The organism is Streptomyces sp. NPDC023723, assembly GCF_040639815.1.
Taxonomy (GTDB): Bacteria; Actinomycetota; Actinomycetes; order Streptomycetales; family Streptomycetaceae; genus Streptomyces.
The window spans coordinates 12,242-36,905 of the sequence record NZ_JBFAAP010000031.1 but is presented as its reverse complement, the minus strand read 5'-3'; the positions used below and the strand labels follow the sequence as shown (position 1 = coordinate 36,905).

Below are 24,664 nucleotides of genomic sequence, written 5' to 3'. Positions count from 1 at the left end.
CACGCCGCAGCCGCCGGACCGTACCAGCCGCACATTCCCGGTAGTGTACGTTCGTACGCTCTCCCGGTAGGGTCCCGTCCATGACAGTCGACATCCTGGCCGGGCCCTCGGTGGCCGAACGGCGGGCCCGCATAGCCGTCGCCGTGCTGTTCCTCACCAACGGAGCCCTGTTCGCCAACCTGTTGCCGCGCTATCCGGAGATCAAGGCCGACCTCGGGATGGGCAACGCCGGCTACGGGCTGGCCGTCGCCGCGTTCCCGGCCGGCGCCGTCGCGGCCGGGCTGGCGGCCGGGGTGCTGGTACGCCGGTTCGGCTCGGCGCGGGTGGCCGTCGCCGGCACCCTGCTGACCGGCCTCGGCACCCTCGCCGCGGGCACCGCGGGCTCGGTGCCGGTGTTCGCGGCGGCCCTGTTCCTGGCCGGGGCGATGGACGCGGTCACCGACGTCGCGCAGAACGCGCACGGCCTGCGGGTACAGCGCCGCTACGGACGCTCCATCATCAACTCGTTCCACGCGGTGTGGTCGATCGGCGCCGTCACCGGCGGCGCCATGGCCGCCGCCGCCATCGCCCTGGACCTGACCCGCGGGCAGCATCTGACGGTCTCGGCGGTCGTCTTCACCGTCGCCGCCGCTCTCGCCCTGCGGTACTGCCTGCCCGGCCCCGACACCGGGCCCGACACCGACACCGGCATCGGCACCGAGACCGACGGCCACGCGGCCCGGGATTCCCGGCCCACGGGCGTCGCCCGCCGCACGGTGTACGTACTGACCGCCCTCGTCCTGATCGCCACCGCCGGCACCCTCGTCGAGGACGCCGGGAACTCCTGGGCCGCCCTCTATCTCTCCGGCCCCCTGCACGCCTCCGCGGCGCTCGCGGCGAGCGGCTACATCGCCCTGGTGGGCGCCCAGTTCGTCGGCCGTGTCATCGGCGACCGGCTCGTGGACCGGTTCGGGCAGCGCGCCGTGGCCCGGGCCGGCGGCCTGATCACCGCGGCCGGCATGGGCCTGGCCCTGGCCGTGCCCACCCTGCCCGGCACCGTCGCCGGTTTCGCCGCCGCCGGCTTCGGCGTCGCCACCCTCGTACCCGCCGCGATGCACGAGGCCGACACGCTGCCCGGCCTCAAACCCGGCTCCGGGCTGACCATCGTCTCCTGGCTGATGCGCCTGGGCTTCCTGCTCTCCCCGCCCCTGGTCGGCCTCGTCGCCGACGCCGCGGGCCTGCGCCTGGGCCTGCTGGTGGTACCGCTGGCCGGAGTCCTGGTCATCGTCCTCGCCGGGGTACTGCGCCCACGCGCACGCTGACCGGCACCGCTCCCCCGCCCGGAAGGTACGCCCGTACACTCCCGGTGCTACGCTCCTGCCCATGCCGACGACGGACCACTTCGCGGACGACCCGCGCAGCAACCTGGAACGCATGCGGGCGGGCGACCTCTACATCGCCGACGACCCCGAGATCGCCCGCCGCCAGCAGCAGGCCGTCCGCCTGGCCGCCCGCTACCAGGCGGCCTACGCCGAGGACGCCGACGCCGCCCGGCCGATCCTGGCCGAGCTGCTCGGCGCGCTCGGCCCGGAGGCACACCTGCGGCCGCCGCTGTACGTCGACTACGGCAGCAACATCACGATCGGCGCCCGTACCTTCGTCAACTACAACCTGACCGCCCTGGACGTCGCCGCGGTCACCATCGGCGCGGACTGCCAGATCGGGCCGAACGTCCAGTTGCTCACGCCGACCCACCCGCTGGAGCCGGGGCCCCGCCGCGACAAGCTGGAGGCCGCCCGGCCGATCACCATCGGGGACAACGTGTGGCTCGGCGGCGGCGCGATCGTGCTGGCCGGCGTGACCATCGGGGACAACTCCGTGATCGGCGCCGGCGCGGTCGTCACCAAGGACATCCCCGCGGACGTCGTCGCGGTGGGCAATCCCGCCCGCGTGCTGCGGAGTCTGTGAGGCTGTCGTCATGGCCACCGGACACACCGACCCGCAGCGCCGCGAACGCATCCTCGCCGCGGCCCTCGACCTCATCGCCGACGAGGGGGTCGCCGGCGTCTCGCACCGCAGGATCGCCGCTCGCGCCGGCGTGCCGCTGGGGTCGATGACGTACCACTTCGACGGCATGGACGACCTGCTGAGCGAGGCGTTCCGCCGCTTCACCGACCACATCGTCGAACTCTTCGACCGGTGCCTGAGCGCCCCGGCCGACCGCGAGGAGGCCAGGGCGGCGGTGACCGACCTCATCCACACCCTGTCCGAAGGCAGCCAGCGCGACCTGGTACTGACCCAGGAGCTGTACACCCTGGCCGCCCGGCGCCCCGCCTACCGGGAACTCACCCACACGTGGATGGCCCGCAGCCGCACCCACCTGGAGAAGCACTTCGACCCGGACACCGCCCGGCAACTGGACGCCCTCATCGAGGGCCTGACCCTGCACCGGGCACTGGCCCAGCACCCGCACGACCGCGCCCTGACCCTGGAAGCCGTCAGACGCGTCACCACACCCGGCGGCCGGTCCGGCTGACCGCCCACCGGCCCACGGCGGCGAACAGCGGGCCCGGCCGCCGGCTTCACCCGGGCCGGAACCGGAACCGGACCACCGTGCCGAGCACCCGTTCCACCGGGAAGTAGCCGACGTGGCGCGAGTCGTAGCTGTTCGTCGGATTGTCGCCGAGCAGAACGAGCCGGCCGGGCGGTACCACCGGGTCCGCGCAGCACGCCAGGGCCGGCACCCGGTCCAGTGGAGCGGGATCCCCGGGAACCGCGGCCACGCGTTTGATGATCCACCGCCTGGCCGCCACCGCCCGGGGAGAGGCCGCGCGGTCCACTGACGGCAACGGCCAGTCAGTGCCCCGGCCAGGGCGTTCCAGCACAACCACACGCCCCACCGCGATCCGGCCGCCTCGGTGTACGAGGACCCGCGCACCGTCCTCGTACACCGGCGCCATGCTGATGCCACGCACGGTCACCCGTACCACCGTGTGCCGCAGCAGTACGGCGATGCCCGCCAGGCCCAGCCCGGCGGCGGACACCGCCCGGCGCGCACGGGGCGTCACCGACGGCCCGCCTCCTCCAGGCCGGGCGCCGCCTCCGCCCGGTATCCGGACGCCTGGAGGGCGAACAACCGCGCGTACTCCCCGTCCGCCGCCATGAGGGCCGCGTGGCCGCCCTGTTCAATGATCCGGCCCGCCGAGAGCACCACGATCGTGTCGGCCTCCCGGACCGAGCCGAGCCGGTGCGAGATCAGCAGACTGGTCCGCCCATGCCGGTGTTCGCGCAGCGCCTGCTGGATCTCCGCCTCCGCCTGCGCGTCGAGCCCGGAAGCCGGCTCGTCGAGGATCATCAGGTCCCGCCCGTCCCGCAGGAACGCGCGGGCCAGCGCGAGTCGCTGCCACTGGCCGCCGGAGAGCACGACCCCGGTGGCCGGGTCGCCGTCCCCGGCGGTCATGGCGAAGCGGCGGGACAGCAGGGTGTCGTACCGCCGTGGCAGGGTGGACAGCTTGCGGTGGATGCCCGCCCGCTCCGCCGCTGCCCGGATCCGTTCCTCGTCGTGGAAGGCGTCCAGGTCACCCAGCCCGATGTTCTCCGCGGCCGTCATGTCGTACGCCATGTAGTCCTGGAACGCCGCGCCGATCCGTGTGCGCAACACGACGGGGTCGACGTCCCGCAGGTCGACACCGTCCCAGCGGATCGCGCCGCGTGTCGGATCGTAGAACCGGCACAGCAGCTTTACCAGAGTCGACTTGCCCGAACCGTTGAGACCTACCAGGGCCACCGCCTCCCCGTACCGCATGCGGAAGCTGACCCCACGCAGTACCCACGGGTGCTCGTCGGAGTACCGGAACCACACGTCCCGGAACTCGATGCCCTCACTCAGTGCGGGCAGCGGCAGCGCGGCGGAGACCGGCAGGTCCGGCTCGCAGTGGACGACGTCCAGGTAGTGCTCGAACAGCATCAGTGCCTCGTGAGACCCGCTGATGTGGCCCGTGGCGGCGGTCAGCGAGCCCTGCACACCCGCCACCGCGGCGATGAAGACGGCGATGTCACCCACGGAGAGGTGGCCGGACCGCGCCGCCATGACGACCCAGACCACCCCGCCGCCGGAGACCAGCGCGGCCAGCAGCGACAGCGACGACTGGACGAGCGTGTCCCGCCGTTCCAGCAGTGCCTTGGCCGTGTTGGCGGTCCGCCGGTCGGTGAGCATCCGGTCCTGGAGGAAGGTGCCGATGGCGAACAGCCGTATCTCCTTCGCGGCTTCGACGGTCGACAGCAACTGGTTGTAGAAGATCTCCCGCCGTTGCGTCGGCCCCAGGCCCCAGTGCAGGCGGACCCTCTGCCGCGACAGGATCAGCTCGGCGACGAGCGCGGGAATCCCGGTCACCAGCACCAGCACGGACGTGGCGGGGCTGAGCGAGTAGAGGGAACCCAGGAAGCCGGTCACGGTCAGTACGGCCTGAACCAGGCCCAGCATTCCGTTGATCACCTGGCCTGGTCCCATGGCACTCGCCTGCTGCGCCAGCCGCAGCCGGTCCAGGAAGGCCGGGCTCTCGAACCGCTCCAGGCTCACGAAGCGGTTGACGGCGGTGAACAGCCGGTCCTGTGTCAACAGGCCGATGGATCGCTCCAGTTGCCCGCGCAGATAGTCGTTCGTGTGCGAGATCACCGCGGTCAGCAGACCGACAACCGCGAGTCCCGTCGCCAGGCTCACGAGCGCGACCGTCGAGGTGCCGTGTTCGGTCAGGCCGTCCAGGGCTAGCTTGGTCAGCCAAGCGGCTGCCACGGGCAGCGCGCCCGTGGCGAGCGTCAGCAGCACATGGACGGTGAAGACCGCCGGAGCTGCCCGGGCGGCCAGCGCGATCGCCGCCACCGCGTGCCGGGTGAAGCGTGACAGGCCCGAGCGACGCGGTACGGCGGCGAGGGCCGGGCCGCCGGTCACGCGGTCAGGCCGGCCGGGCGGACGAGGGCGACGTCGTCGTCCACGACGACGAGTCGGCCGTCGGCGGTGCGTTCGGCCAGCAGGACGCTCGGGAAGGCCCGTATCCCGAGCGCGGTGCTCATCGCCCCGCCGGACTCCTCGACCACGACGTGCGCGACCTGACTCAGCTCGGCCACGAAGTCGGCGGCCGCGTCGGCGTCACCGACGACGGTCGCGACCACCGAGAAAGGCCCGCCGTCCGCTCGCCGCGCGTACTCGACGAAGCGGGGAAGCTTGTCCTTGCAGGGCTCGCAGGTCGGAGAGAAGACTCCGAAGAGGACCGGCCCGGCCAACAGGTCGGGCGTCAACATCTCCCCGGTGGTGGTGGACGTGTCGAACCCGCCGACCTCCTCGCCGACTTCGAGGCGCGCCGGCTCCCCTCGCACGGCGCCGAGCAGTTCCGTGTGCTCCCGCAGGCGTTTCACGACTCCGAGGGTGAGGACCAGGTCCAGTGCGCAGACGATTCCGACGAGGGCCACAAAGGTGGTCAGTACGGGCATGGGGACTCCTTGGCTGAGTGGTCAGGTGCGGTTCCGGGCCGGGCCTGCCGGTCGCCCCGGCCGGCGACCGGTATCGGCGGCGCGCTCGCGAGCGGCGTCGCGGGGCAGCGGGCGGAACAGGGCGAGGACGTGGTCGAGTTGGGTGACGACCGCTCCGACGACCGTCCCGCCGATAGCGGCCACCACCAGTCCGCCCGGCCCGGCGGCACCGGCCGCGGGTCCGGCCAGCGCCCCGGTCACCGCGACGGCGCAGAGCACGGAGTTGCGCACGATGTGCCCGACACCGACGGGCGTCGTCGAGGCGCCGAAGCAGCGGCAGGGGGCAGTGGCTCCCCGGCGTACGGCCGCGGCGATGCCGGCGGTGAACGCCGTCAGCAGAACCGCGGCGACAAGCAACCCGGCTGTGGTGGCCTTCCGCGCCGGCAGCGCCAGCAGGACACACACGGCCGCCTCCGCGGCGATCACCGTGTGGGCCACCGGACGCAGAAGGGCCGGGCTGGTCACCCCCATCGCCCGGACGGAGCCGAGGAATCCGGTGAACGCGGCAGGTCCAGTGATCTTGCTGACGAAGGACACCAGGAACACCAGTGCCAGCAGGGCACGGGCTCCCGTGACCAGATATTCCATCGGTCCGCCTCCCGGCGCAGGGATCAGAACGGAGCTGTGCGGTGGGCGGCTGCCCACCGCACAGCCGAGGTGACCGGCAGCCGTCAGATGCAACTGCCGGAGCCGGGGGCGCAGTTCGCGCACCGGACGAACACCCAGTTGGAGGAGCCGCAGGGTGCGCTGTGGTAGTACCGGCCCTTGGTCGACGAGCAGCCGGAGCCCTGCACGCACTCGGTGCACGTGCACTCCGCCGCGGCGGACGCGTCCACCCGCGGCATCAGCAGGTTCAGCATCCTGCCGCCCAGTTCTTCCAGCCTTGTCAGCATGGGTCGCTCCTTCGTAGTCCCATGGGACGCTGTGCCCGTCAGAGACTGCTGACAGCGGATCGATGACAGCAAGGGGCGGTTGCCGTCCCGGACAGCTCGCCTGTGTCCGCCCAGGTGAGCCGCTTGTCCGGGTACTTGTCCGGGGTTTCGTCCGGAGTCCGGACGAGACCGAACCCGGCATGATGTCCCTGAATTCATCGCGCTGCCGCGCCGGTTGAAGGAGCGCTCGGGGCACACCTGTCGGGAGTTGGAGGAGCGCGCGGCGCAGCGGGGTGAGGTGCTGGCACGCAGCACGCTCGCCGACGTCCTGCGCGGAAGGACGTCACCGCGTCCGGAAGCGCCGGCCGCCTCCGTGCCTGACGGACGGCCGTGTCCGAGACCACCAGTACACCCCCCTGGTGGCCGTGCAGCGACCGTGCGACGAGGTCTCTCCGCGGGGAACCCTGCTGGAGCCCTTGGGCGGGGACACGTATCGCGTCCAGTGGAGCGCGTTCCACATCGAGCCGTCCGGGGGATACGGCAGCGACACGTACGTGCTGCGCGTGGCGGGACAGGGATGCGTGTCGATCAGGGGCTCCGCCGTGAACCCGCGTCCTGACCCGGACCGCACCCAGCACAACGCCCCGCCGCGGAAGGCTCCCGGGGCGGGGCGGGGTGCGGTGCCGGCCGCGGTTCAGGACATGTCGCACCAGACGGGTTCACCGTTGGGGCGGGTGACATGCGTGCTGTACACCCACCCGTAGTAGGTGAAGTACCAGGTGTTGCCATAGCTGTTCCGGTACCGGCAGTACGCGTCGAGGTAGGACGAGGCGCTTCTCGTGCTCCCGTCGCACTCGGCGTAGGGGCCGTCGCGGAACGGGGCTGTTGCGTGGCGGACGACGACCGAGTCCCAGGAGTAGTAAGTGGGCACCACGTCGCAGATCGCCGCGGTGCCGCTCCCGCCACCACTGTCCGCGCCGGCGGGTGCGGCGGCGAGGCCCCCCGCGAGTGCGGCGGTCGCCGCGGCGGTGGCCAGAGCGCGTCGGATGCGCATGTCTCCTCCTCTGCTGACAGCGCCCCAGGTCCGGGGCACGGGCTCAGAGAATGGCCGCACCAGGACGTCGCGCGACAGGGCTGCGCCCTGTCCGGGACAGTCCCGGACAGCCGGACGTCGGGAACTGCGCTGTCCGGGAGTGTCACGCGGGAGGACGAGCACTTCCCAACGCGTTCGATCGGATCTCTGTCAGCGGCCGTCGTCCGGGGCCGGCGCGGGGGTCGCCGAGTCCGCCGCCGTGGTGAGTACGTCGGCCAGTTCGGCGCCGAGTTCGGGAGTGGCGGCGATGATGCCGGACCAGCGGCGGGTGAGGTCGGTGTCGAAGGCGATCGGGCGTCCCCGGGCGTCCAGGACCACTCCCCCGGCGCGCGGCACCATCACCGCCGCGGCGGCGAGGTCGACCAGCCGGTGGGTGTCGGAGCAGGCGTCGGCGAAGGCGTCGGTGGCGCCCTCGGCGACCAGCGCGGCCTCCAGGCAGGTGGTGGACAGGATGCGGACCCGGGCGGCGCGGGAGGCGGCGGCCCACCAGGCGGCGGCCGGGCCGGGCTTGGCGGTGTGCGGGCGCAGCATCGACAGCGCGGCGCCGGACAGTTCCTTGCGGCCCGAGGTGCGGTAGGGCACCGGCTGGTCGCGGTGGGCCCACCAGCCGCGGCCGGTGTCGAGCCATACCGTGTACGCCTCGGTGAACTCGCCGTCGACGGCGACGGCCGCGGCGAACGCGGTCAGCGGGACCCCGGCGGCACCGTTGGCGGAGCCGTCGAGGGGGTCGATGACCAGGGAGGCGGCACTGCCGTGGTCGATCCAGCCGCTCTCCTCGGAGAGGATGTTGACGCCGTGCGGGCGCAGCGCGTCGATCACCGCGTCCTCGACCAGGCGGTCGATGCGCATGGTGGGGGTGCCGTCGGCGCCGGTCGCCACGGACTCGGCGAGGGTGGCGCGGTCGTGCGCGGCGCGCGCGGCCGCGTAGGCGTCGAGGGCCGCGTGCGCGGCGGCGGTGAGGGCCGGGTGGACGGCCGGGTCGGTGGGTGCGGAAGTGGTCATGGTGGTCACCGTCCTGTGGTGCTGAGCAGTCGGGCGACGGAGACCGGGGTGTCGTCGCCGTCCCGGGACTCCTCCGCGAGCAGGGTCATACGTACGGTGGGACGGCCGCCGTCGGGGGTGACGACGATCAGGTCGGCTCGGAGCCCCGGGACGAGGGCGCCCCGGTCGGTGAGCCCGGCGGTACGGGCGGCACCGGAGGTGATCAGGGCCACGGCCGTGTGCAGTGGTATCACGCCGCGCTCGGCGAGGCCCAGCGCCGCGGCGAGGAGGGTGGTGGGCATGTAGTCGCTGGAGAGGTTGTCCACCAGGCCCTCGGTGATGAGCTCCCCGGCGCCGACGTTGCCGCTGTGGGAGCCGCCGCGCAGTACGTTGGGGGCGCCCGCGACGACCGGCATCCCGGCGTCCTTCGCGGCGCGGGCGGCCTCCCGGGTGGTGGGGAACTCGGCGACGGCGGCTCCCGCGGCCCGTACCTCCATGACCTGGGCGGCGCTCTCCACGTCGTGGGCGAGCAGCCGGATGCGTCCGGCGGCGGCCTCCTCGCCGAGGTGGGCGAGGGTGCGGACGCGCTGCGGGATGCCGTCGGCGCGTTCCTCGATGCGGCGGCGCACCCAGACGTCGGCCGCTTCGGCGGAGAGGTTCTCCTGCCGCTGGATCGTCTCCCGGTAGGTGTCCAGGTCGCGGTACTGGCCCTGGCCGGGGGTGTGGTCCTCGTAGGAGACCAACGGGGGTGGCTCGGTGGGCGGCAGGCCGGCCAGGACGCCCTTGAGGACGTCGAGGGCGTCGGCGTCGCGGGCGTCGAGGCGGTGCAGCAGCCGGTGGTCGACCAGGCCGACGCCGGCCGACGCGCGCTCGCCGACCGCGGTGGCGAGCGCCAGGGAGCGGTCGATGGTGCGGTCCTTGAGAACGTTGGTCTGGTAGCTGACGGCGTGGTGCATGGTGGTGACGCCGGCCGCCCGGACCCGGCCCTCGAAGCTGCGCACGGCGAAGCCGGGCTCGAACTCCACGGTGGGGCGCGGGCGTTGCTCCTTCTCCAGGGCGTCGCTGTGGGTGTCGATGATGCCTGGCAGGAGCAGCGCGCCGCCGAGGTCGCGGGCGCCGGCCGGCACCGCGCCCGGGGTGACGGGGGCGATGTCGGTGATCCGGCCGTCCTCGACGACGACGAGGGCGTCGTCGAGGGTGCGGTCCGGCAGTACGGCGCGGGCGTGAGTGAACACGTAGCGGCTCATCGGGCCACCTCCAGCGGCAGGTTCGGGTCGTGCAGGATGTCGCCGGGGGTGCCGGTGGCCAGCACCCGGCCGCCGCCGAGTACCACCACGCGGGTGGCGAGGCGCTCGATGGCGTCGAGGTCGTGGAAGACGGAGAGGACGGCGGTGCCGGTCTCCTCCAGGCGGGCGATCAGGTCCAGGACGGCGGCGCGGTTGGCCGGGTCGAGGGCGGAGACCGGTTCGTCGAGGAGGAGCAGCCGGGGCGGGGCGATGGTGCCGGCCGCGATGTTGACGCGCTGCTTCTGCCCGCCGGACAGGACGGTGGCGTGCGTGTCCCACAGGTGCTCGGCGATGCCGACCTGCTGGAGTGCCGCTGCGGCGGCCTCGCGGGCGGTGTCGCGGTCCATGCCGCGGGCGGTGCCGGAGGTGGTGACGATGTCGAGCACCGAGCGGCGCGGCTGCGGGCGCAGGAACTGCGAGACGTAGCCGATCTCCTGGCCGCGCAGGTCGGCGGCCTCGGCGTCGGGCAGCGCGGCCACGTCGAGGAGCCGGTGGTCCGCGGTGCGGAACCAGATGTGTCCCGAGCCGGAGAGGTAGGTGCGGTGCACGCAGCGCAGCAGGGTGGACTTGCCGGCGCCGGAGGTGCCGGCCAGGGCCACGTGTTCGCCGGGGCGGACGTCGAGGTCGACGCCGTGCAGGGCACCGACGACACGGCCGTCGATGGTGTGCAGCCGGAAGTCCTTGCACAGGCCGCGCACCGACAGGACGGTGTCGTCTGGGACTTCGGGGGCTTCGGAGACGCCGGGAGCTTTCGTGGGAGTGGTCACTGTGCTGGTCATCCTCGGGCCGCCGCGACGAGTTGCTGGCTGTAGGGGTGCTGGGGGTCTTCCAGGAGCTGGTCGGTCAGGCCGGCCTCGACGACCCTGCCGTGCTGCATGACCAGCACCCGGCGGGTGAGCATGTCGATCACGCCGAAGTCGTGCGAGACGACCACGGCGGCCACCCCGGTCTCCTCCAGCAGGCCGCGCAGCAGGTCCAGTACGCCCGCCGCGACGGAGGCGTCGAGGCCGGTGGTCGGTTCGTCCAGGAGGAGGACGGGCGGGTCGTTGGCGAGGGCCTTGGCGATCTGGACGCGCTGGCGCATGCCGCCGGAGAAGTTCCGTACGAGGTCGTCCATGCGGCTGAGGGGTACCTCGACGCGCTGGAGCAGTTCCGCCGCGCGGTCGCGGATGTCGCCGTAGTGGCGCCGGCCGGCGGCGGTGAGCGGGTCGGCGATGTTGCCGCCGGCGGTGACGTCGAGGTTGAGTCCGGCCGCCGGGTCCTGGTAGACGGCGGCGAGGTCCTTCAGACGGAGCCTGCGCCGGTCCGACGGGGCGAGGTCGCGGAGGTTGACGGTGCCGTCGGCGACCGAGCGCAGGGCGATGCCGCCGGTGGTGGCGGTCTCGTCGCCGGCCACGCACCGCATGACGGTGGACTTGCCGGAGCCGGACTCGCCGATGATGCCGAGGGCCTCGCCGGGGGCGACGTCGAAGGAGACGTCCCAGGCGGCGACGACCGCGCCGGTCGCGGGCGAGACGGCGGTGCCGTGCTCGGGGCCGGTGCCCGGCAGGGAGGCGGGGCCCGGATCGCCGTAGATGCGGCCCAGGCCGGTGACCTTCAGGGCCCAGGGGGTGTGCGTGGTCATGCGGTGGCTTCCTGTTCTGGCGTGGCGCGCCGGGTACGTCCGTCCAGTACCGCCCGAGCCAGTGCGGCCGGGCCGGCGGCGACCTCGGCGGGGGCGTCACCGGTGCGGCGCCGGGTGCAGAAGTCGGTGTCGGAGCAGACCCAGTTGCTGAACGTGCCGTCGGTACCGGGTTCCTGGACGAGGTAGGTGTCGTCGGAGCCGCAGAGCCGGCAGGCGGCGCCGGGGGTGTACTCGACCTCGAAGGGCCGGTCGTCGAAGGTGAGGGGTTCCACCCGGGTGTGCGGGGGGACGGCGAACAGCCGCTTCTCACGGCCGGCCGACAGGACGGTGATGGCCTCGGACCGGTTCAGCTTGGGCACGTCCCAGCGCGGGATCGGGCTCGGCGTCATCACGTACCGGCCCTCGACGAGCACCGGGTAGCCGGCCGCCGCCGTGATGAGGCCGTTGTGGACGATGTCCTCGTAGAGCCGCACCCACATCTTGCTGTAGTCGGCCTCGGCGTGCATGCGGCGCTGTTCGTCCATGTCGCGGACGATGGCGGCCAGCGGTTCGGCGCCGGGCACCTGGAGGACCAGTATCTGGCCGTCGGTGAGGGGCTGTTCGGGGATGCGGTGCCGGGACTGGACGACGTCGGCGGCGCGGGTGTCGGTCTCCTCCTCGCAGCCGGTGTGCCCGGTGACCAGGCGGCGCAGGTTGGAGGCGTTGACGCCGGCGTCCTCGCCCTGGTCGATGACCTTGAGCCTGGAGTCCTCGCCGACCAGGGCGAGGGTGGCCTGGAGGCCGCCGGAGCCCCAGCCGCGGGCGACGGGCATCTCCCGGGAGCCGAAGGGGACCTGGTAGCCGGGGACGGCGATGCCGGTGAGGATGGCGCGGCGGATCTCGCGCTTGGACAGTTCGTCGAAGATGCCGGGGCGGGGGGCCGGGCCGGCGAGGGCGCCGGTACGGGTGGGGGCGGGCGGGGTCGTCATACGGTGTCTCCGGGTGGGGTGGCGTCCTGGTGGGCGGCCTGGGCACGTTCCAGGACGGAGCGGTACTCCACGTGGTGCGGCAGCTTGAGGTGCTGGACGTAACCGGTGGAGTCCAGGCCGTCGAGGGTGAGCAGGACGTCGTACTGGAGGTCGGCGGCGTCGGGGTCGCCCTCGTGGTGGGCCAGCAGCAGGTCGAGGCCGGCCATGGAGATGGCCTTGCGTTCGTTGTGGCCCAGGCAGATGCCGTAGCCGACGTCGAGGTGTTGGCGCAGTTCACCGGCGCGGGGCAGGCTGTGGAAGGTCTGCACCTCGCTGACCCGGACCTCGGTGACCGTCACGGCGCGGCCGGTGTGCGGGTGGGTGACCCGGACCGGCAGGGCGCCGTGGCGCAGTTCACCGGGGACCTCGTGGCCGGCTGGGCGCCAGTCGGAGCCGTACCACAGGTGCAGCAGCGAGCCGGTGTCGGCGCGGGCCATGGTCTGCAGCCACGCCGAGCGCGGGGCACCGGGACGGGCCGGGCGGCGGGTGATGTCGTACGGCTCCGGGTCGTCGGGTTCGTCCGGGAGGGGGGCGACGAGACCCATCTCGCGGAAGACGGAGAGGACGTGGCCCGGGGTGCGTTCGACAGGAGCGGCGGGCTTGTGCTCGTGACTGCGACTGCGGTCGTGGTCGTGGTCATGGCCGTCGCTGTGACTGTGACTGTGGCTGTGGCTGTCACCGTGCCCGTGCCCGTGCTCGTGGCTCTGGTGGTCACCGTGGCCGTCCTCGTGAACGTGCCCGTGCTCGGGTCCGTCGTGCTCCCGTGCCGTTCCCCCGGACGTGTCGGCCAGGCGGGCGCGGCCCTCGTCCTCCGGGAGCAGGTCGAGCAGGCGGCCGACGTAGTCCAGGGTGCGGCCCAGAACCTGGCCGCCGGGCGGGTTGCGGAAGGCCGAACTGATCCGCCGTACGACACGCAGTTCGGTGGTGTGCACCGGCTCGGACACCGCGAGCCGGGGCAGGGCGGTGCGGTGGGCGCGCAGCAGGTGTGCGGCGTCCACCGGGTCGCCCTCGGCCTGGCGGACGGCGCGGGCGGCCAGTTCGGGGGCCCACAGCCCGCCCTCTCCCATCGCGCGGTCCACGGCGAGGTCGAGGCGTTCGGTGATCTGGTCCAGGTCCAGCCCCGGCGGGGCGGGGGCGGGAGTCGTCGCGGGCACGTTCACGGCCGGGCCTCCGCCGCCGCGCGCACCGCGCGCACTCGGTCGACGGTCGACCGGAAGTCCACGTAGTGCGGCAGCTTGAGGTGTTCCAGGAACCCGGAGGCTTCCGGGCCGTCCAGGGCGATCAGCACTTTCTGCTCCAGTCGGTCGGTGGCCCCGTCGCGGTGCACCAGCAGGTCCAGGCCGGCCATGGCGAGGGCCTTGGCCTCGTTGTCGCCGAGGCAGAGGCCGTAGCCGGTGTCGAAGCGGCTGCCGTCCGGGCGGGGCCGCGGGTCGGGGCGGACGGTACGGGCCTCGGTCACCCGGACCTCGGCCACCGTCACCGGTCCGCCGGTGACGGGGTGCGCGACCCGCAGGGGCAGCCGGCCGCGGCGGAGTTCGATGGGGATCTCCGGCTGATCGTGGCGCGGGGCGCGGGTGACCGTGTACCAGAGGTGGGTCAGCGAGCCGGTCTCCGCGCGGGCCAGCGCGGTCAGCCGGGCCGAACGCGGGGTGCCGGGGCGGGCCGGGGAACGGGTGATGTCGTAGGGGCCGGGGTCGGCGGGGTCGCGCCGGTCGGCGAGCAGGCCGGGGGGCATGGCGCCGGCGTGCCGGTCCGCCTGTGCCGTCGCCGCGTCCGGTGTCCGGACGCCGTGCACGGCGTCCGCCGGCACACCGGCGCCGGGGGCGGGGGCCGAGGCAGCGGCGGGGGCGTCGTCGGTGACGTCGAGGACGCGGGGTGTGTAGTCGGTGGTGTGGCCGAGGAGCTGGCCGCCGGGCGGATTGCGGTGGGCGGGGGCGATCCGGCGGACCGGGCGCAGCACGGTGGTCGCGACGGGCAGGCTGTAGGCGAGGCGGGGCAGGGTGGAGCGGTGGGCGCGCAGCAGTTGCGCGGCCTCCAGGACATCGCCGCGGGCCTGCCGGATCGCGCGGGCCGCGAGACCGGCTGACCACAGCCCGGCCTCGCCCATGACCCGGTCGACGGCCAGGCCGAGCCGGCCGGTGATCTGGTCCAGCTCCAGCCACGGGCTGGTGCCGCCGAACCGGTCGCGGCGTACGAGGCGTTCGGCGGCGGCGATGGCCTCCTGGCCGCCGCGCACTCCCGAGTAGCCCATGTCAGACCTCCCCGGCGCGGTGTACGCGGGTGCTACGGGGCAGTCCGGCGACGGAGCCGTCGTCGGCCACGAGGAACAGGTCCACCCCCGCCGGGTAGGCGGCGTTGGCGTCGGCCAGCGCCGAGACGGTCCCGGCGGAGAGGCCGCGCACGGCGAGGACGCGCTCGGTGCCGTCCGGGACGCCCGGTCCGGTCAGTGAGAGGCGCACGTCGTGCGGGCCGGGCCCGTCGAGGGCGGCGACCCGGGCGAAGACCCGGGCGCCGGTCTCGGGATCGAGCGGGCTGCCCCGGTGCAACGCGGCGACGTCGGCCGCGGTGAGCGGGCGCAGCGCGAGCACGGTACGGGCGTCGGGCAGGTCGGCGCGCGGCGCGCCGGTGGCGGCGTGCACCGCCTCGGCCCAGGCGGCGTCGTCCGGGTTCGGGCCGGTCAGTACGTGCGTGGGAACCTCTACGTCGATCAGGCCGCAGGCGGCGACCGCGGCGGCCGGGGCGCCCGCCGGCGCGTCGAGGCGGCGGACGCGGCCCGGCCGGGCCAGGACGTCGAGCAGGGCGGTGAAGTCGCGCTGCGACCTGCGGGGCGAGCGGCGCAGGTCACGCACGCGTTGGGCGGCGGTCGGCGCGGCGGCGGGCTCGGGACGGGCCGGCGCGGTGCCGGTCGTGGGGGCGGTCATGCCGGCTCCTCGGAGACTGCGGTGGGGGTACGGCGCGCGTCGCGGGTCCGCTCGGCGGCGGCCGGCGCCGCGGTGGGCACGGGGACGCTCACGCCAGTTCCTCGAAGACGACGGTGGTCGCGGTGACGTCGGACCACTCCGCGGCGTCCTCGGCGGCGCGCCGTTCGGCGACGGCGGCGCACAGGGCGTCGATCTCCTCGGTCACCGGGCCCCCGGCGGCGGCGACGGCGTCGAGCAGGGCTCCGGCGAGGGCGGCGACCCGGTCGTCGCCGGGGCGCATGCACCAGCCGGGCACCCCGCCGACCTCGACGGAGCACTCGGTGACGAGGACTTCTCCGAGGTAGAAGCGGGTCTCCTCGACGGGCTCGCGGACCTGGAGGACGACCATGCCGGTCTCGGGGGACTTCAGGACGGTGGGTTCGGGGGCGGTGCCGTCGGCCAGGAGCCGTTCGGCCAGGGGGACGATTTCCTCGTGCGCGGCGGCGGCGAGCAGTTCGCAGCGCCGTTCGCGCGTGGGTGTGGGGGACACGCGGTCTCCTTGTTCTGTTGCGGTGGTGCGTGGTCCGGTGCCGCGGTCGTCCGGCTCGCGGGTCAGTGACCGCTGGGGGCCGGGCCGTCGAGCTCGACGATGATGCGGGTGCCGTCGGGCCGGCTCCAGGTGCTGCTGCACATGACGGGCCTGCCGGTCGGGGCGTCTCGGCTGACGCTTTCCACCAGCCACACCGGCCGGTGGCGGTCGGTCTCCAGGCCGGTGGCGGCCTCGGGGCCGGGCAGCACGCTGCTGACCCGGCACCAGGACCGGACCGGGGCCACCCCGCACATCTGCCGCAGGATCGCGTCGAGCGACTCCACGGCGTGCACGGCGGCGTCCAGTTCGGGCAGCAGGTCCACCGGGATGAACTCCTGGGACCAGCCGTTGAGCAGTCCGTTGATGTAGTTCTGGCGGGTGAGCAGGTGCGCGGGGGTGCCGTCCGGCCGCTCCAGCCGCTCGGCAGGTTCCCCGGCGAGCGGGACGCGGCGGATGTCGCGTACGACGGTGCGGGCCTCGGCTCCGGCGTCCCGCACCGTCTGGTGCAGGGACGGCGCCCGGCGCTGGGACAGCACGTAGTCGATGGGGCGGTTGACGAAGGTGCCGGCGCCGCGGACCCGGCGGACCAGCAGCCGGCCCTCCAGTTCCTGGAGTGCGGCGCGTGCGGCGGCCCGGCTGACGTCGAAGCGCGCGGCGATCTCGTGCTCGCTGGAGACCCTGGTGCCGGTCGGCCGGCCGGCGATCTCGGCCGCGAGCACTTCGGCTATCTCTGCGTACCTGCTTCTGTTGGCCACGCTTCGACTGTGCGTCCCGGAGTTGTCCGTACAAGTAGCCGCATGCCATCGGTTGTCCGCACGCAGGTGAACAGCAGGAACACTTGTCGCACGCCGTTGCCCCCGGTCCCCGGGTCCCTCGTCCCCGCCACGCCGACGGCCCGCCCGGCTGGGCCGGGCGGGCCGTGGAAGGTGGCGGTGGCGGCGGCGGTGGTGGCCGGGCGGGGTCAGGCGGGGTCAGGCGGGGTCAGGCGGGGTCAGGCGTACACCTTCCGGAGCCACACCGCGAGGCCCTCCACCAGCAGGACGACGGCGAGCACCATCAGCACCACGGTGGTGACCACGCCGAACTCCAGCACCCGGGCCGCGTTGAGCAGGTCGTAGCCGAGGCCGCCCGCGCCGACGATGCCGAGCAGGGTGGCCGAGCGGAAGTTGACGTCGAGCTGGTACAGCAGGTGGGCCACGATCGCCGGCCAGGCCCGCGGCAGAATGGCGCCGAAGAAGATCTGGGGCCGCCGGGCCCCGGTGGCCAGCAGGGCCCTGGCGGGTCCGGGTTCCACCTCTTCCAGCGAGTCCGCGACGAGTTTGCCGAGCAGGCCGATGGAGCCGATGCCCAGGGCCAGGGCGCCCGCGACCGGGCCGAGCCCGGTGACGACGACGAAGACGATGGCGAGGATCAGTTCCGGTATGCCGCGGATGAGGAGGATGACGGTCCGGAAGAAGCGGGCGACGCGCGGCGCGCGCACCACGTTGCCGGCCGCCAGCACACCCAGCACGACGGCCGGGACCAGGCCGATCATGGTGCCGGCGAGGGAGATCTGGATGGTCACCCACAGGTCTTCGAGCAGCGTGTCGCCGATGCCGCCGGTGCCCGGCGGCAGGAAGTCGCCGAAGGTCGGGAACAGGGGCTCGGCGCCCCTGCTCAGTGCCTGCCAGGAGACGTCCGACCGTGCGGCCGAGGCGATCACGAGGACCGCGGCCAGAGCGAGCCAAGAGCGTACGGCGGCGCCGTGCGGCGTTCCAGGGCGGGCTGGTCCGCCGGGCGGGGGCGGGCCGTGCCCCGCCGGAGGAGGCCGGAGCGGTCGGGGCGGTCGGAGCGGTCGGAGCGGGAAGTCGCGCCGTCGTCGTCGCGGTCCGCTCCCGCCGCCGGGGACGCCGGGCGCGGGTGGTGACCTCGGAGAGCAGGGTGCGGCGGATCGCGCCGGACACCGCCTCGAAGGCGAAGCACACCACCAGGACGATCAGGGCGAGGGCCATGGCCCGCTGGTAGTCCAGGCGGGCCACGGCGGTCGACAGGCTGTGGCCGATGCCGCCGACGCCCACGAAGCCGAGGACCACCGAGACGCGCAGGTTGATGTCGAGCCGGTGCAGGGCGGTGGCGACCAGGGAGGGCAGCACCTGGGGCAGTACCGCGCCGGTGATCTGCTGGAGCCGGGACGCGCCGACCGCGCGCAGGGCGGTGCGGGGGCCTTCGTCGATCTGCTCGACGGCGTCCGCGGTGAGCTTGCCCACCATGCCGACGGAGTGGACACCGAGGGCGATCACGCCGGTCATGCCGCCGAGGCCGAAGACCCGGAAGGCGGCGATGGCGAAGACCACTTCGGGGACGGCCCGGCACAGCACGATGACCGCGCGGGCAGCCGTCCGGCCGGACGCGTTGAGAGTGGTGTTGCGGGCGGCGAGCAGCGCCACGGGCACGCTGAGCACGACGGAGAGCGCGGTGGCCGTGACGACGATGGCCAGGGTCTGCCAGAGCAGCCCGAGCAGTTCCCCGGCGGGCGGGAAGTCCAGCGGCAGCATCCGGCTGGTGAATTCGGCGGCGTTGCCCGCGCTGTCGGCCAAGGTGGCGACGTTGATGCGCAGTGAGGCGACCGCCCGGATTCCGCCCGCCAGGACGGCCAGCAGGGCGAGCCCGGCCACCACCGCGGCCGGGCCGGGCCGGGCGAGGGTGCGGCGGTCCGGGGTGGTGGGGGGCTTGTCCGGTCCGGGGACCGGGGCGGGCGCGGGAGTGGGGGCGAGGGGGACCCGCTGGTCGGCGGCCGGCACGTCACTCCGTCCCGGCGGCCGGCGTCAGGGCTTCGTCGTCCGCCCCGACCTCGGAGTACAGGCGCATGACGTCGGCCCGGTCGATGCCGTGGGTGGTGACGTCCATGACCATGCGTCCGTCGCGCAGTCCGATGATCCGGTCGGCCCAGGACAGCGCGAGATCGACCTGGTGGAGGCTGCACAGCACGGTGAGGCGGCCCCGGTCGGCGATGTCCCGCAGCAGCCGCATGATCTGCGCGGAGGACTCCGGGTCGAGGGAGGCGACGGGCTCGTCGGCGAGGAGGAGTTCGGGGCGCTGCATCAGCGCGCGGGCCACGGCGACGCGCTGCTGCTGGCCGCCGGAGAGGGTGTCGGCCCGCTGGAAGGCGTGGCCGGTCAGGCCCACCCGGTCCAGTCCCTCCAGGGCGCGTTCGCGGACGGCCCGCGGGTAGGTGAACAGGCCGAGGCGGGGGCCGCGCAGCGAGCCGAGGGCGCCGGTGCAGACGTTCTCCAGGACGGTGAGCCGGCCCACCAGGTGGAACTGCTGGAAGACGAAGCCGATGCGGCCGCGCAGCGCGCGCAGCCCGGCGTCGCCGGTGCCGGCCAGGTCGGTGCCGAGGACGGTGCCGGTGCCGGCGGTGGGGCGCTGGAGTCCGTCGAGCTGGGCGAGCAGGGTGGACTTGCCGGACCCGGACAGGCCCAGGAGCGCCACCACCTCTCCCTGGCCGACGTCGAAGGACACGTCGTCCAGGGCCGGCCGGGAGGCGGTACCGGAGCCGAACCGCTTGCTGAGCCCGGTGAGCCGGATCACCGGTCCGCGATGGCCGTCCCGCGCCGGTGCCTCGGCGCCGAGGGCCGTCACGAGCCCGCCTGGCACTGCTCGTCCTTGGTCGCGGCGCAGACGTCGCGGACGCTGTCGTAGTCGGCGTCCTTCACCGGGACGTAGCCCCAGTTGCCCTCGATCAGGCAGTCGTCGCTGTCGCAGTAGCCCTTGGACTTGAGATAGTCGGCGTTGGCCTTGGTGCCGAACGCGTCGGTGATCTCGTTGCGCAGCTCCTTGGTGAGGTCCGTGGAGACGGCGACCGGTGAACCGGGGATGACCGCCGACTTCCAGACCGTCTTCAGCTGACCCTTCTTGATCTTGCCTTCCTCGATGAGCTGCCGGCCGACCATGTCGTCGGTGGCGAAGCCGGCTTCGCAATCGCCACTGGCCACCGAGAGCACGGAGGCGTCGTGGCCGCCGGCCATCACCTTGGTGTAGGCGTCCTCGTCCAGCCCGGCCTCGGTGAGCCCGGCCTTGGGGTAGAGGTAGCCCGAGGTGGAGGTCTCGTCGACGAAGCAGACCTTCTTGCCCTTGAAGTCGGCGAGGCCGCTGATGTCCTTCGCCGAGCTGAGCGTGAAGCCGAACGACTGGTATCCGGGGTCGCCGCCCTTCTCCTTGACCGGGGCGGCGAGGATGTCCAGGCCCACGCCGCTGTTCTTGGCGACGACGTAGGACAAGGGGCCGTAGAAGGCGATGTCGGCCTTGTGGGCGCGCTGGGCCTCGATGACGGCGGCGTAGCTGGTGGCCTTCTGCAGTTCCACCTTCTTGCCGGTCTCGTCCTCAAGCATCTTCATGATCGGTTCGTAGCGCTGGGCCAGCGACGTGGAGTCCTCGGACGGGATCGCGGCGATCACCAGGGTGTCCGGGTCCCGGCCGTCGGCCGACGTCGCACCGTCGTCGGCGGCGCTGGAGCCGCAGGCGGTCAGCGCGAGGGGCAGCAGTGCCGCCGCGGCGAGCAGCACGGAGGTACGGAAGTGGCGTGGCATGAGGGTTTTTCCTTACGAAAGCGAACGGCGAACGGCCGCCGGTTGTGCCGACATCTTCGGGAGCGCAGATGAGGGCTGGTGTCCGAGCGTGTTACGAGGTGCTGAACGGCATGGAAGACGATGCTTGACTTGGCGGCACGCCTCCCCCGCCGCTGCCGAGTACCGTCCCGACCGCCCCGCTCCGAGGGAAAAACAGCGAAGAAGAAGCACAAAAACGGCTCCGGTCCGTCATCGAGGCCGCGGAGGCGGACCCTGCGGTGTTCCTCGGCGCCGTCCCGGTCGGGGTTGCGGTGCGCCGACCAACGGCGGGCCCGCTCGCTCGCGGTCCACATCCGGTCGAAGGTCTCCAGCAGTGCGCGGTTGCCGCACCCCTCCAGCAAGGTGCGGCGGAAGGCCCTATGAGCTTCGGCCCGAGCGCCGGTGCAGTAATCGCCCTCCTCCGGCACATACGCCGGAGTGCGCACCAGACGATGGTGGGCGGCCCGTACACGGGCCGCCCAGTCGACGTCGCCGCGCTCGATGGACATGCGCAGTACGACCGGTTCGACAGTCCGGCGGGCCTCCGCGATCTCCTGCCAGCGGCGGTCGGAGAAGGACGGGACTGTGAAACCGCGGTTGGGCAGCCGGTCGGCGAGCCCCTCGCCGACCACCCGCACGAGCGCCTCGCGCACCACGGCCAGGCTCACGCCCTGCTCCTTGGCAAGATCCTGCGGCTTGAGGGAGCGCCGGAGGAGTGGTCCCCGCGCATGATCGTGTCCCGCAGGTGTGCGTGGACCTGCTCGGAAAGCATCCGCTTCCCCGGCGGGGTCGAGGAGTGCGCCGTCTGAGTCATGAGCCCATCCAGACGATCCTCAATAATCGATTATCTCTGCTATGGTCGATTCAGTGCCGCTTGAAGACGTCCTCGTCCGGAATGGAACAACCGCTGTGCCTGCCAACGACCACTTCGCCCGCCTCCCCCAGGCGGCCTCGTTCACCGTCACCAGCACCACCGTCACCGACGGAGCCGCGTGGCCGCCCGAGCAGCACCCTCCGGACTGCCCGACGGGAAGGACACATTCCCGCAGCTGTCCTGGAGCGGCGCCCCGGACGGCACCAAGAGCTACGACGTCAACGTCCACGACCCCGACGCCCCCACCGGGTCCGGGTTCTGGCACTGTCGCCGACATCCCCGCCACCGTCACCGAGCGCCCCGAGGGCGCCGGTGACGACACCGGCTGACAAGTACCCGAGGACACCTACCAGTTGCCCAAGGTGCCCGCGTGGCCCGCTACATCGGCGCCGCCCCGCCGGCCGGACACGGCCCGCACCGTTACTTCATCGTGGTGCACGCCCTGGACATCCCCGCCACAAGTGTTCCGGCCGACGCCACACCGGCCGTCCTCGGCTTCACCATGGCCGGTCACATCCTCGGACGTGCCGTGTTGACCGCCACTGCCGAAACACCCGCCTGACAGCGCCGCCCACCCCCCGACCCCCGGAGACACCACCGCCATGCACCTCGACGCCCTTCCCAACTCCGCCCGCACCGGCGACGGCCCGATGGACCTGAACGCCGTCCGTGACGTCAGCCGCGCCATCAGTGCCGCTCACCTGTTCATACATCTCGTCCCCGAGACCGCTGAGGAGGCGGCCGGGCTCGGCGTGACCGACCGCGGGCCGGCCTATCTGGCCTTCCGGTCGGCCGCGATGGGCGCGGTCCCATGGCAGGTCACGCTCGCGGCCTTCTACAACTTCAGCCCGCGGGCGGTGAGGGCCATGGCGGGTGTGTGGGAGGCCGCGTCGCCCGAGCGGTGGCAGGCCGCCCGCTTCCTGGCCGCCGGACGGGCGATGCGGCGTGTCAACGTACATCTCACGGACGGCCACCTTGCCGAAGCGCGCTCGCTGATCGATCCGGTCGTCGCCGGCGCCGACTACGCCGGCAAGGTGCTCGCCGCCGCGAACGCCTCGGTCGCGCTTCCATCCGATCCTCTTGTCGCACTGTGGCAGCAGATCACGGTGGCGCGCGAGTGGCGCGGCGACGCCCATCTCGTAGTACTCGCCGACAACGGCCTCGGGCCATGCGACTGCCTCGTTCTGCACACCGCAACCGGCCGCCTCCCGACGGCTCTCGCGCGAGCGACCCGTCAGTGGGACGACGAGGAGTGGAGCGCGGCGACGGCACGCCTCGTCGCGCGCGGCTGGCTCGACTCCCACGGCGTTGTCACCGACGCCGGCGGTACGGCACGCGAGCGCATCGAAGTGGAAACGGACGAGCACTGCGCCGCGCTGTGGGCGCCGATCGGCACCGCGGGGGCCCGCCGCTTCGCCTCGCTCATCGCGCCGATCACCAACGCGTTCACTGCGGCGGGGACGTTCCAGGCCGTTCGCGGACAGTCTGATCTCGCATAAACGGTCCTTCGCCCGAGCAAGTGCCCGCACCGAAGACGTACCGGTGCCGGTCCTTCCCTCACAGCTCTGGCGGTACGGCCGGATGACACGCGGGCCAGCCCGCCTCGCACCTGCGTGGAGCGACACCGGCGCCGCAGGTGGCATAACGGGCACGGAAAGTAACCCATAAGCGCCGGTTGGCCAAACCGGCGTTGCTGCGGACCAGCGACAGGGCGTGGTCCCACCGCCGCGTCTCCACCTGCGGCTGCCGGTCAGCCGGCATCGGTTGCCGATATCCCAACTCCCCAGCAATCACTCCGTGCTGTGACGGGCCTCGCCACCACCGCCCGGCTTCGTCTGCCGCGCGCTCCCCTGGCCTCGACAACAGCCGTGCTTCTGCCCCGCCCCGAACGCACGGCGTCCGTTCCATTCCGCCCGGAGCCCATGCACCCCACCAACCCCAATCCGCAAGCCACCACCGACACCCCGCACCAGAGCCTCACCGTGCGCCGCCGGCGCACATCGAGCACCGTCCCACCCGGGCCTCCCCGCACCCCGCCCGCGTCCGCTGGACCGACCCCGCCACAGGCCGACGCGTCACCCTCTCCAAGAGCAAGGCCACCGAGGACGACGCCCGCGACTGGATCAAGGGCCTCAAGGACGCCGCCCAGGCCGGGCTCTCCCCCAACCTCGCCACCATGACCCTGACCGGGCTACGGCAACACCACCATGCCCGTCGCCCTGCGCGGCATAGACCTAAAACCCACGGCCCCTACCTCGCCGGCTGGCGCCGACGCGTCATCCCGTCCCTCGGACACCTGCCCGTCCGCATGATCACCGACGGCGCCGTCGACCGCGCCGTCCGCACCCCAAACGGTCCCCAAGACGTACGGCAGAGGGCCCGCCGGATTGCTCCGACGGGCCCTCTGATCTGCGACTGTCTCCAGTCGGGACGACAGGATTTGAACCTGCGACCCCTTGACCCCCAGTCAAGTGCGCTACCAAGCTGCGCCACGTCCCGATACCTGCCTGACCTGGGGTTTCCCCGGCAAGGCGTGCAGGAAAACCATACCGCACTCCAGGCGGTGGTCGCGCAACCCTTTCCCGTGCCGCCCGCGCTTGACCTCAAGTTTGGTTGAGGTCGCAGGATCGTCGGTATGACGACCACCACCGAGGAACACGGGCGCACCCACGGGTACGCCGACCTGTCCGGCCTGATGGCGCTGATGACGGGGGACGAGAAGCACGGGCCCGCCGCGACGTCCACCCTGGACGTGCTGTGGGTGCTGTACGACCGGGTGCTGCGGGTCGGTCCGGAGCGCGCGGACGATGCGGGGCGGGACCGGTTCCTGCTGTCCAAGGGGCACGGGCCGATGGCGTACTACGCCGTGCTCGCCGCCAAGGGCTTCGTGCCCGTGGACTGGCTGGACGGCTTCGGGAGGTACGACTCGCCGCTCGGGCACCATCCCGACCGGACGCTGGTGCCGGGCGTGGAGATCGGCAGCGGTTCGCTCGGGCACGGGCTGCCGATCGCCGTGGGCACCGCGCTGGGGCTGCGCGCCCAGGGACTCGACGAGCCCCGGGTGTGGGTGCTGACCGGGGACGCCGAACTGGACGAGGGCAGCAACCACGAGGCGATCGCCTTCGCCGGGGCGGCCGGTCTGGAGCGACTGCACACCGTCGTCGTCGACAACGCCTCCGCCCGGCACGCCCGGCCCGGCGGGATCGCCGCCCGGTTCACGGCCGCGGGCTGGTCGACGGCGACCGTCGACGGCCGGGACCACGCGGCGCTGTACGCCGCCTTCACCGCGCCGCATCCGGGCCGCCCGCACATGGTGGTGGCCCAGGTCGAGCCGAAGTCCGTCTGAG

The 24,664-nt window shown here is 73.1% G+C and carries 24 protein-coding genes, 1 tRNA gene and 3 pseudogenes; 6 read left to right on the top strand and 22 right to left on the bottom strand.

Annotated features, from left to right (window positions below):
- Positions 1 to 80 precede the first annotated feature (80 nt).
- From AB0G32_RS27055 to AB0G32_RS27045, 3 genes are all read left to right on the top strand, one after another.
- Entirely contained in the window at positions 81 to 1,301 is a 1,221-nt protein-coding gene (locus tag AB0G32_RS27055) for an MFS transporter (protein ID WP_361168486.1), read from the top strand.
- Positions 1,302 to 1,362: 61 nt separating this feature from the next.
- Positions 1,363 to 1,947: a sugar O-acetyltransferase gene (locus AB0G32_RS27050; protein ID WP_361168483.1), complete on the top strand. Its 585-nt coding sequence runs from the start codon at positions 1,363 to 1,365 to the stop codon at positions 1,945 to 1,947.
- A gap of 10 nt (positions 1,948 to 1,957) precedes the next feature.
- Positions 1,958 to 2,515: a TetR family transcriptional regulator gene (locus AB0G32_RS27045; protein WP_361168480.1), complete on the top strand. Its 558-nt coding sequence runs from the start codon at positions 1,958 to 1,960 to the stop codon at positions 2,513 to 2,515.
- A gap of 46 nt (positions 2,516 to 2,561) precedes the next feature.
- Here AB0G32_RS27045 and AB0G32_RS27040 read toward each other — a convergent pair whose 3' ends face one another.
- The 21 genes and pseudogenes from AB0G32_RS27040 to AB0G32_RS26940 all read right to left on the bottom strand — a co-directional run.
- Positions 2,562 to 3,047, bottom strand: coding sequence for a S26 family signal peptidase (locus AB0G32_RS27040; protein WP_361168477.1), 486 nt, complete (start codon positions 3,045 to 3,047; stop codon positions 2,562 to 2,564).
- Positions 3,044 to 4,927 carry an ABC transporter ATP-binding protein gene (locus AB0G32_RS27035; protein WP_361168474.1) on the bottom strand — a complete coding sequence of 628 codons (1,884 nt, stop codon included), beginning with the start codon at positions 4,925 to 4,927 and terminating at the stop codon, positions 3,044 to 3,046. The genes AB0G32_RS27040 and AB0G32_RS27035 overlap by 4 nt, the downstream gene beginning before the upstream one ends.
- Positions 4,924 to 5,466, bottom strand: a complete 543-nt coding sequence (locus tag AB0G32_RS27030; RefSeq protein WP_361168471.1) for a hypothetical protein — start codon at positions 5,464 to 5,466, stop codon at positions 4,924 to 4,926. The genes AB0G32_RS27035 and AB0G32_RS27030 overlap by 4 nt, the downstream gene beginning before the upstream one ends.
- A 21-nt stretch (positions 5,467 to 5,487) precedes the next feature.
- Positions 5,488 to 6,093: a MauE/DoxX family redox-associated membrane protein gene (locus AB0G32_RS27025; RefSeq protein WP_361168468.1), complete on the bottom strand. Its 606-nt coding sequence runs from the start codon at positions 6,091 to 6,093 to the stop codon at positions 5,488 to 5,490.
- An 83-nt stretch (positions 6,094 to 6,176) separates the two neighbouring features.
- Entirely contained in the window at positions 6,177 to 6,398 is a 222-nt protein-coding gene (locus AB0G32_RS27020; protein ID WP_361168466.1) for a hypothetical protein, read from the bottom strand.
- A 673-nt stretch (positions 6,399 to 7,071) separates the two neighbouring features.
- A complete protein-coding gene (locus AB0G32_RS27015) occupies positions 7,072 to 7,431 on the bottom strand; it encodes a hypothetical protein (RefSeq protein ID WP_361168463.1) in 360 nt (119 codons plus the stop codon).
- 189 nt (positions 7,432 to 7,620) lie between these two features.
- Positions 7,621 to 8,472, bottom strand: a complete 852-nt coding sequence (locus AB0G32_RS27010; RefSeq protein ID WP_361168460.1) for an inositol monophosphatase family protein — start codon at positions 8,470 to 8,472, stop codon at positions 7,621 to 7,623.
- A gap of 5 nt (positions 8,473 to 8,477) precedes the next feature.
- The gene (locus tag AB0G32_RS27005) at positions 8,478 to 9,698 is read right to left on the bottom strand and encodes an alpha-D-ribose 1-methylphosphonate 5-triphosphate diphosphatase (protein ID WP_361168458.1); all 1,221 of its coding nucleotides are present in this window, start codon (positions 9,696 to 9,698) and stop codon (positions 8,478 to 8,480) included.
- On the bottom strand, positions 9,695 to 10,504 hold the full coding sequence (locus tag AB0G32_RS27000) for an ATP-binding cassette domain-containing protein (RefSeq protein WP_361168455.1): 810 nt from the start codon (positions 10,502 to 10,504) through the stop codon (positions 9,695 to 9,697). The genes AB0G32_RS27005 and AB0G32_RS27000 overlap by 4 nt, the downstream gene beginning before the upstream one ends.
- Before the next feature lie 8 nt (positions 10,505 to 10,512).
- A complete protein-coding gene (locus tag AB0G32_RS26995; protein ID WP_361168452.1) occupies positions 10,513 to 11,361 on the bottom strand; it encodes an ATP-binding cassette domain-containing protein in 849 nt (282 codons plus the stop codon).
- Positions 11,358 to 12,329 (bottom strand): alpha-D-ribose 1-methylphosphonate 5-phosphate C-P-lyase PhnJ, encoded by a 972-nt coding sequence (locus AB0G32_RS26990; protein ID WP_361168449.1) that lies wholly within the window; start codon positions 12,327 to 12,329, stop codon positions 11,358 to 11,360. The genes AB0G32_RS26995 and AB0G32_RS26990 overlap by 4 nt, the downstream gene beginning before the upstream one ends.
- Positions 12,326 to 13,528, bottom strand: a complete 1,203-nt coding sequence (locus AB0G32_RS26985; protein WP_361168446.1) for a carbon-phosphorus lyase complex subunit PhnI — start codon at positions 13,526 to 13,528, stop codon at positions 12,326 to 12,328. The genes AB0G32_RS26990 and AB0G32_RS26985 overlap by 4 nt, the downstream gene beginning before the upstream one ends.
- Entirely contained in the window at positions 13,525 to 14,619 is a 1,095-nt protein-coding gene (locus AB0G32_RS26980) for a carbon-phosphorus lyase complex subunit PhnI (protein ID WP_361168443.1), read from the bottom strand. The genes AB0G32_RS26985 and AB0G32_RS26980 overlap by 4 nt, the downstream gene beginning before the upstream one ends.
- A gap of 1 nt (position 14,620) precedes the next feature.
- A complete protein-coding gene (gene phnH / locus AB0G32_RS26975) occupies positions 14,621 to 15,289 on the bottom strand; it encodes a phosphonate C-P lyase system protein PhnH (protein ID WP_361168440.1) in 669 nt (222 codons plus the stop codon).
- A gap of 88 nt (positions 15,290 to 15,377) precedes the next feature.
- A complete protein-coding gene (phnG, locus tag AB0G32_RS26970; RefSeq protein ID WP_361168437.1) occupies positions 15,378 to 15,818 on the bottom strand; it encodes a phosphonate C-P lyase system protein PhnG in 441 nt (146 codons plus the stop codon).
- Between the two features lie 62 nt (positions 15,819 to 15,880).
- Entirely contained in the window at positions 15,881 to 16,612 is a 732-nt protein-coding gene (locus tag AB0G32_RS26965; protein WP_361168434.1) for a GntR family transcriptional regulator, read from the bottom strand.
- Between the two features lie 236 nt (positions 16,613 to 16,848).
- Positions 16,849 to 17,559 (bottom strand): phosphonate ABC transporter, permease protein PhnE, encoded by a 711-nt coding sequence (gene phnE, locus AB0G32_RS26960; protein ID WP_361168431.1) that lies wholly within the window; start codon positions 17,557 to 17,559, stop codon positions 16,849 to 16,851.
- A 274-nt stretch (positions 17,560 to 17,833) separates the two neighbouring features.
- A pseudogene (locus tag AB0G32_RS26955) lies at positions 17,834 to 18,511 on the bottom strand (ABC transporter permease subunit); the annotation flags it as partial.
- A gap of 127 nt (positions 18,512 to 18,638) precedes the next feature.
- Positions 18,639 to 19,493, bottom strand: a complete 855-nt coding sequence (gene phnC / locus AB0G32_RS26950; RefSeq protein WP_361168428.1) for a phosphonate ABC transporter ATP-binding protein — start codon at positions 19,491 to 19,493, stop codon at positions 18,639 to 18,641.
- Positions 19,475 to 20,425, bottom strand: coding sequence for a phosphate/phosphite/phosphonate ABC transporter substrate-binding protein (locus tag AB0G32_RS26945; protein ID WP_361168425.1), 951 nt, complete (start codon positions 20,423 to 20,425; stop codon positions 19,475 to 19,477). Before AB0G32_RS26945 ends, phnC begins: the two co-directional genes overlap by 19 nt.
- A gap of 248 nt (positions 20,426 to 20,673) precedes the next feature.
- Positions 20,674 to 21,257 (bottom strand): annotated as a pseudogene (locus AB0G32_RS26940) (GntR family transcriptional regulator); the annotation flags it as partial.
- Positions 21,258 to 21,435: 178 nt separating this feature from the next.
- Between AB0G32_RS26940 and AB0G32_RS26935 the strand changes: the two are divergent.
- Positions 21,436 to 21,879 (top strand): annotated as a pseudogene (locus AB0G32_RS26935) (YbhB/YbcL family Raf kinase inhibitor-like protein).
- A 40-nt stretch (positions 21,880 to 21,919) separates the two neighbouring features.
- Positions 21,920 to 22,816: a hypothetical protein gene (locus tag AB0G32_RS26930; RefSeq protein WP_361168422.1), complete on the top strand. Its 897-nt coding sequence runs from the start codon at positions 21,920 to 21,922 to the stop codon at positions 22,814 to 22,816.
- A gap of 926 nt (positions 22,817 to 23,742) precedes the next feature.
- On the opposite strand, the gene AB0G32_RS26925 is transcribed toward AB0G32_RS26930, so the two are convergent.
- A tRNA-Pro gene (locus AB0G32_RS26925) sits at positions 23,743 to 23,816 on the bottom strand.
- A 136-nt stretch (positions 23,817 to 23,952) separates the two neighbouring features.
- Here AB0G32_RS26925 and AB0G32_RS26920 point away from each other — a divergent pair.
- Entirely contained in the window at positions 23,953 to 24,663 is a 711-nt protein-coding gene (locus AB0G32_RS26920) for a transketolase (protein ID WP_361168420.1), read from the top strand.
- The last annotated feature ends 1 nt before the right edge of the window (position 24,664 follow it).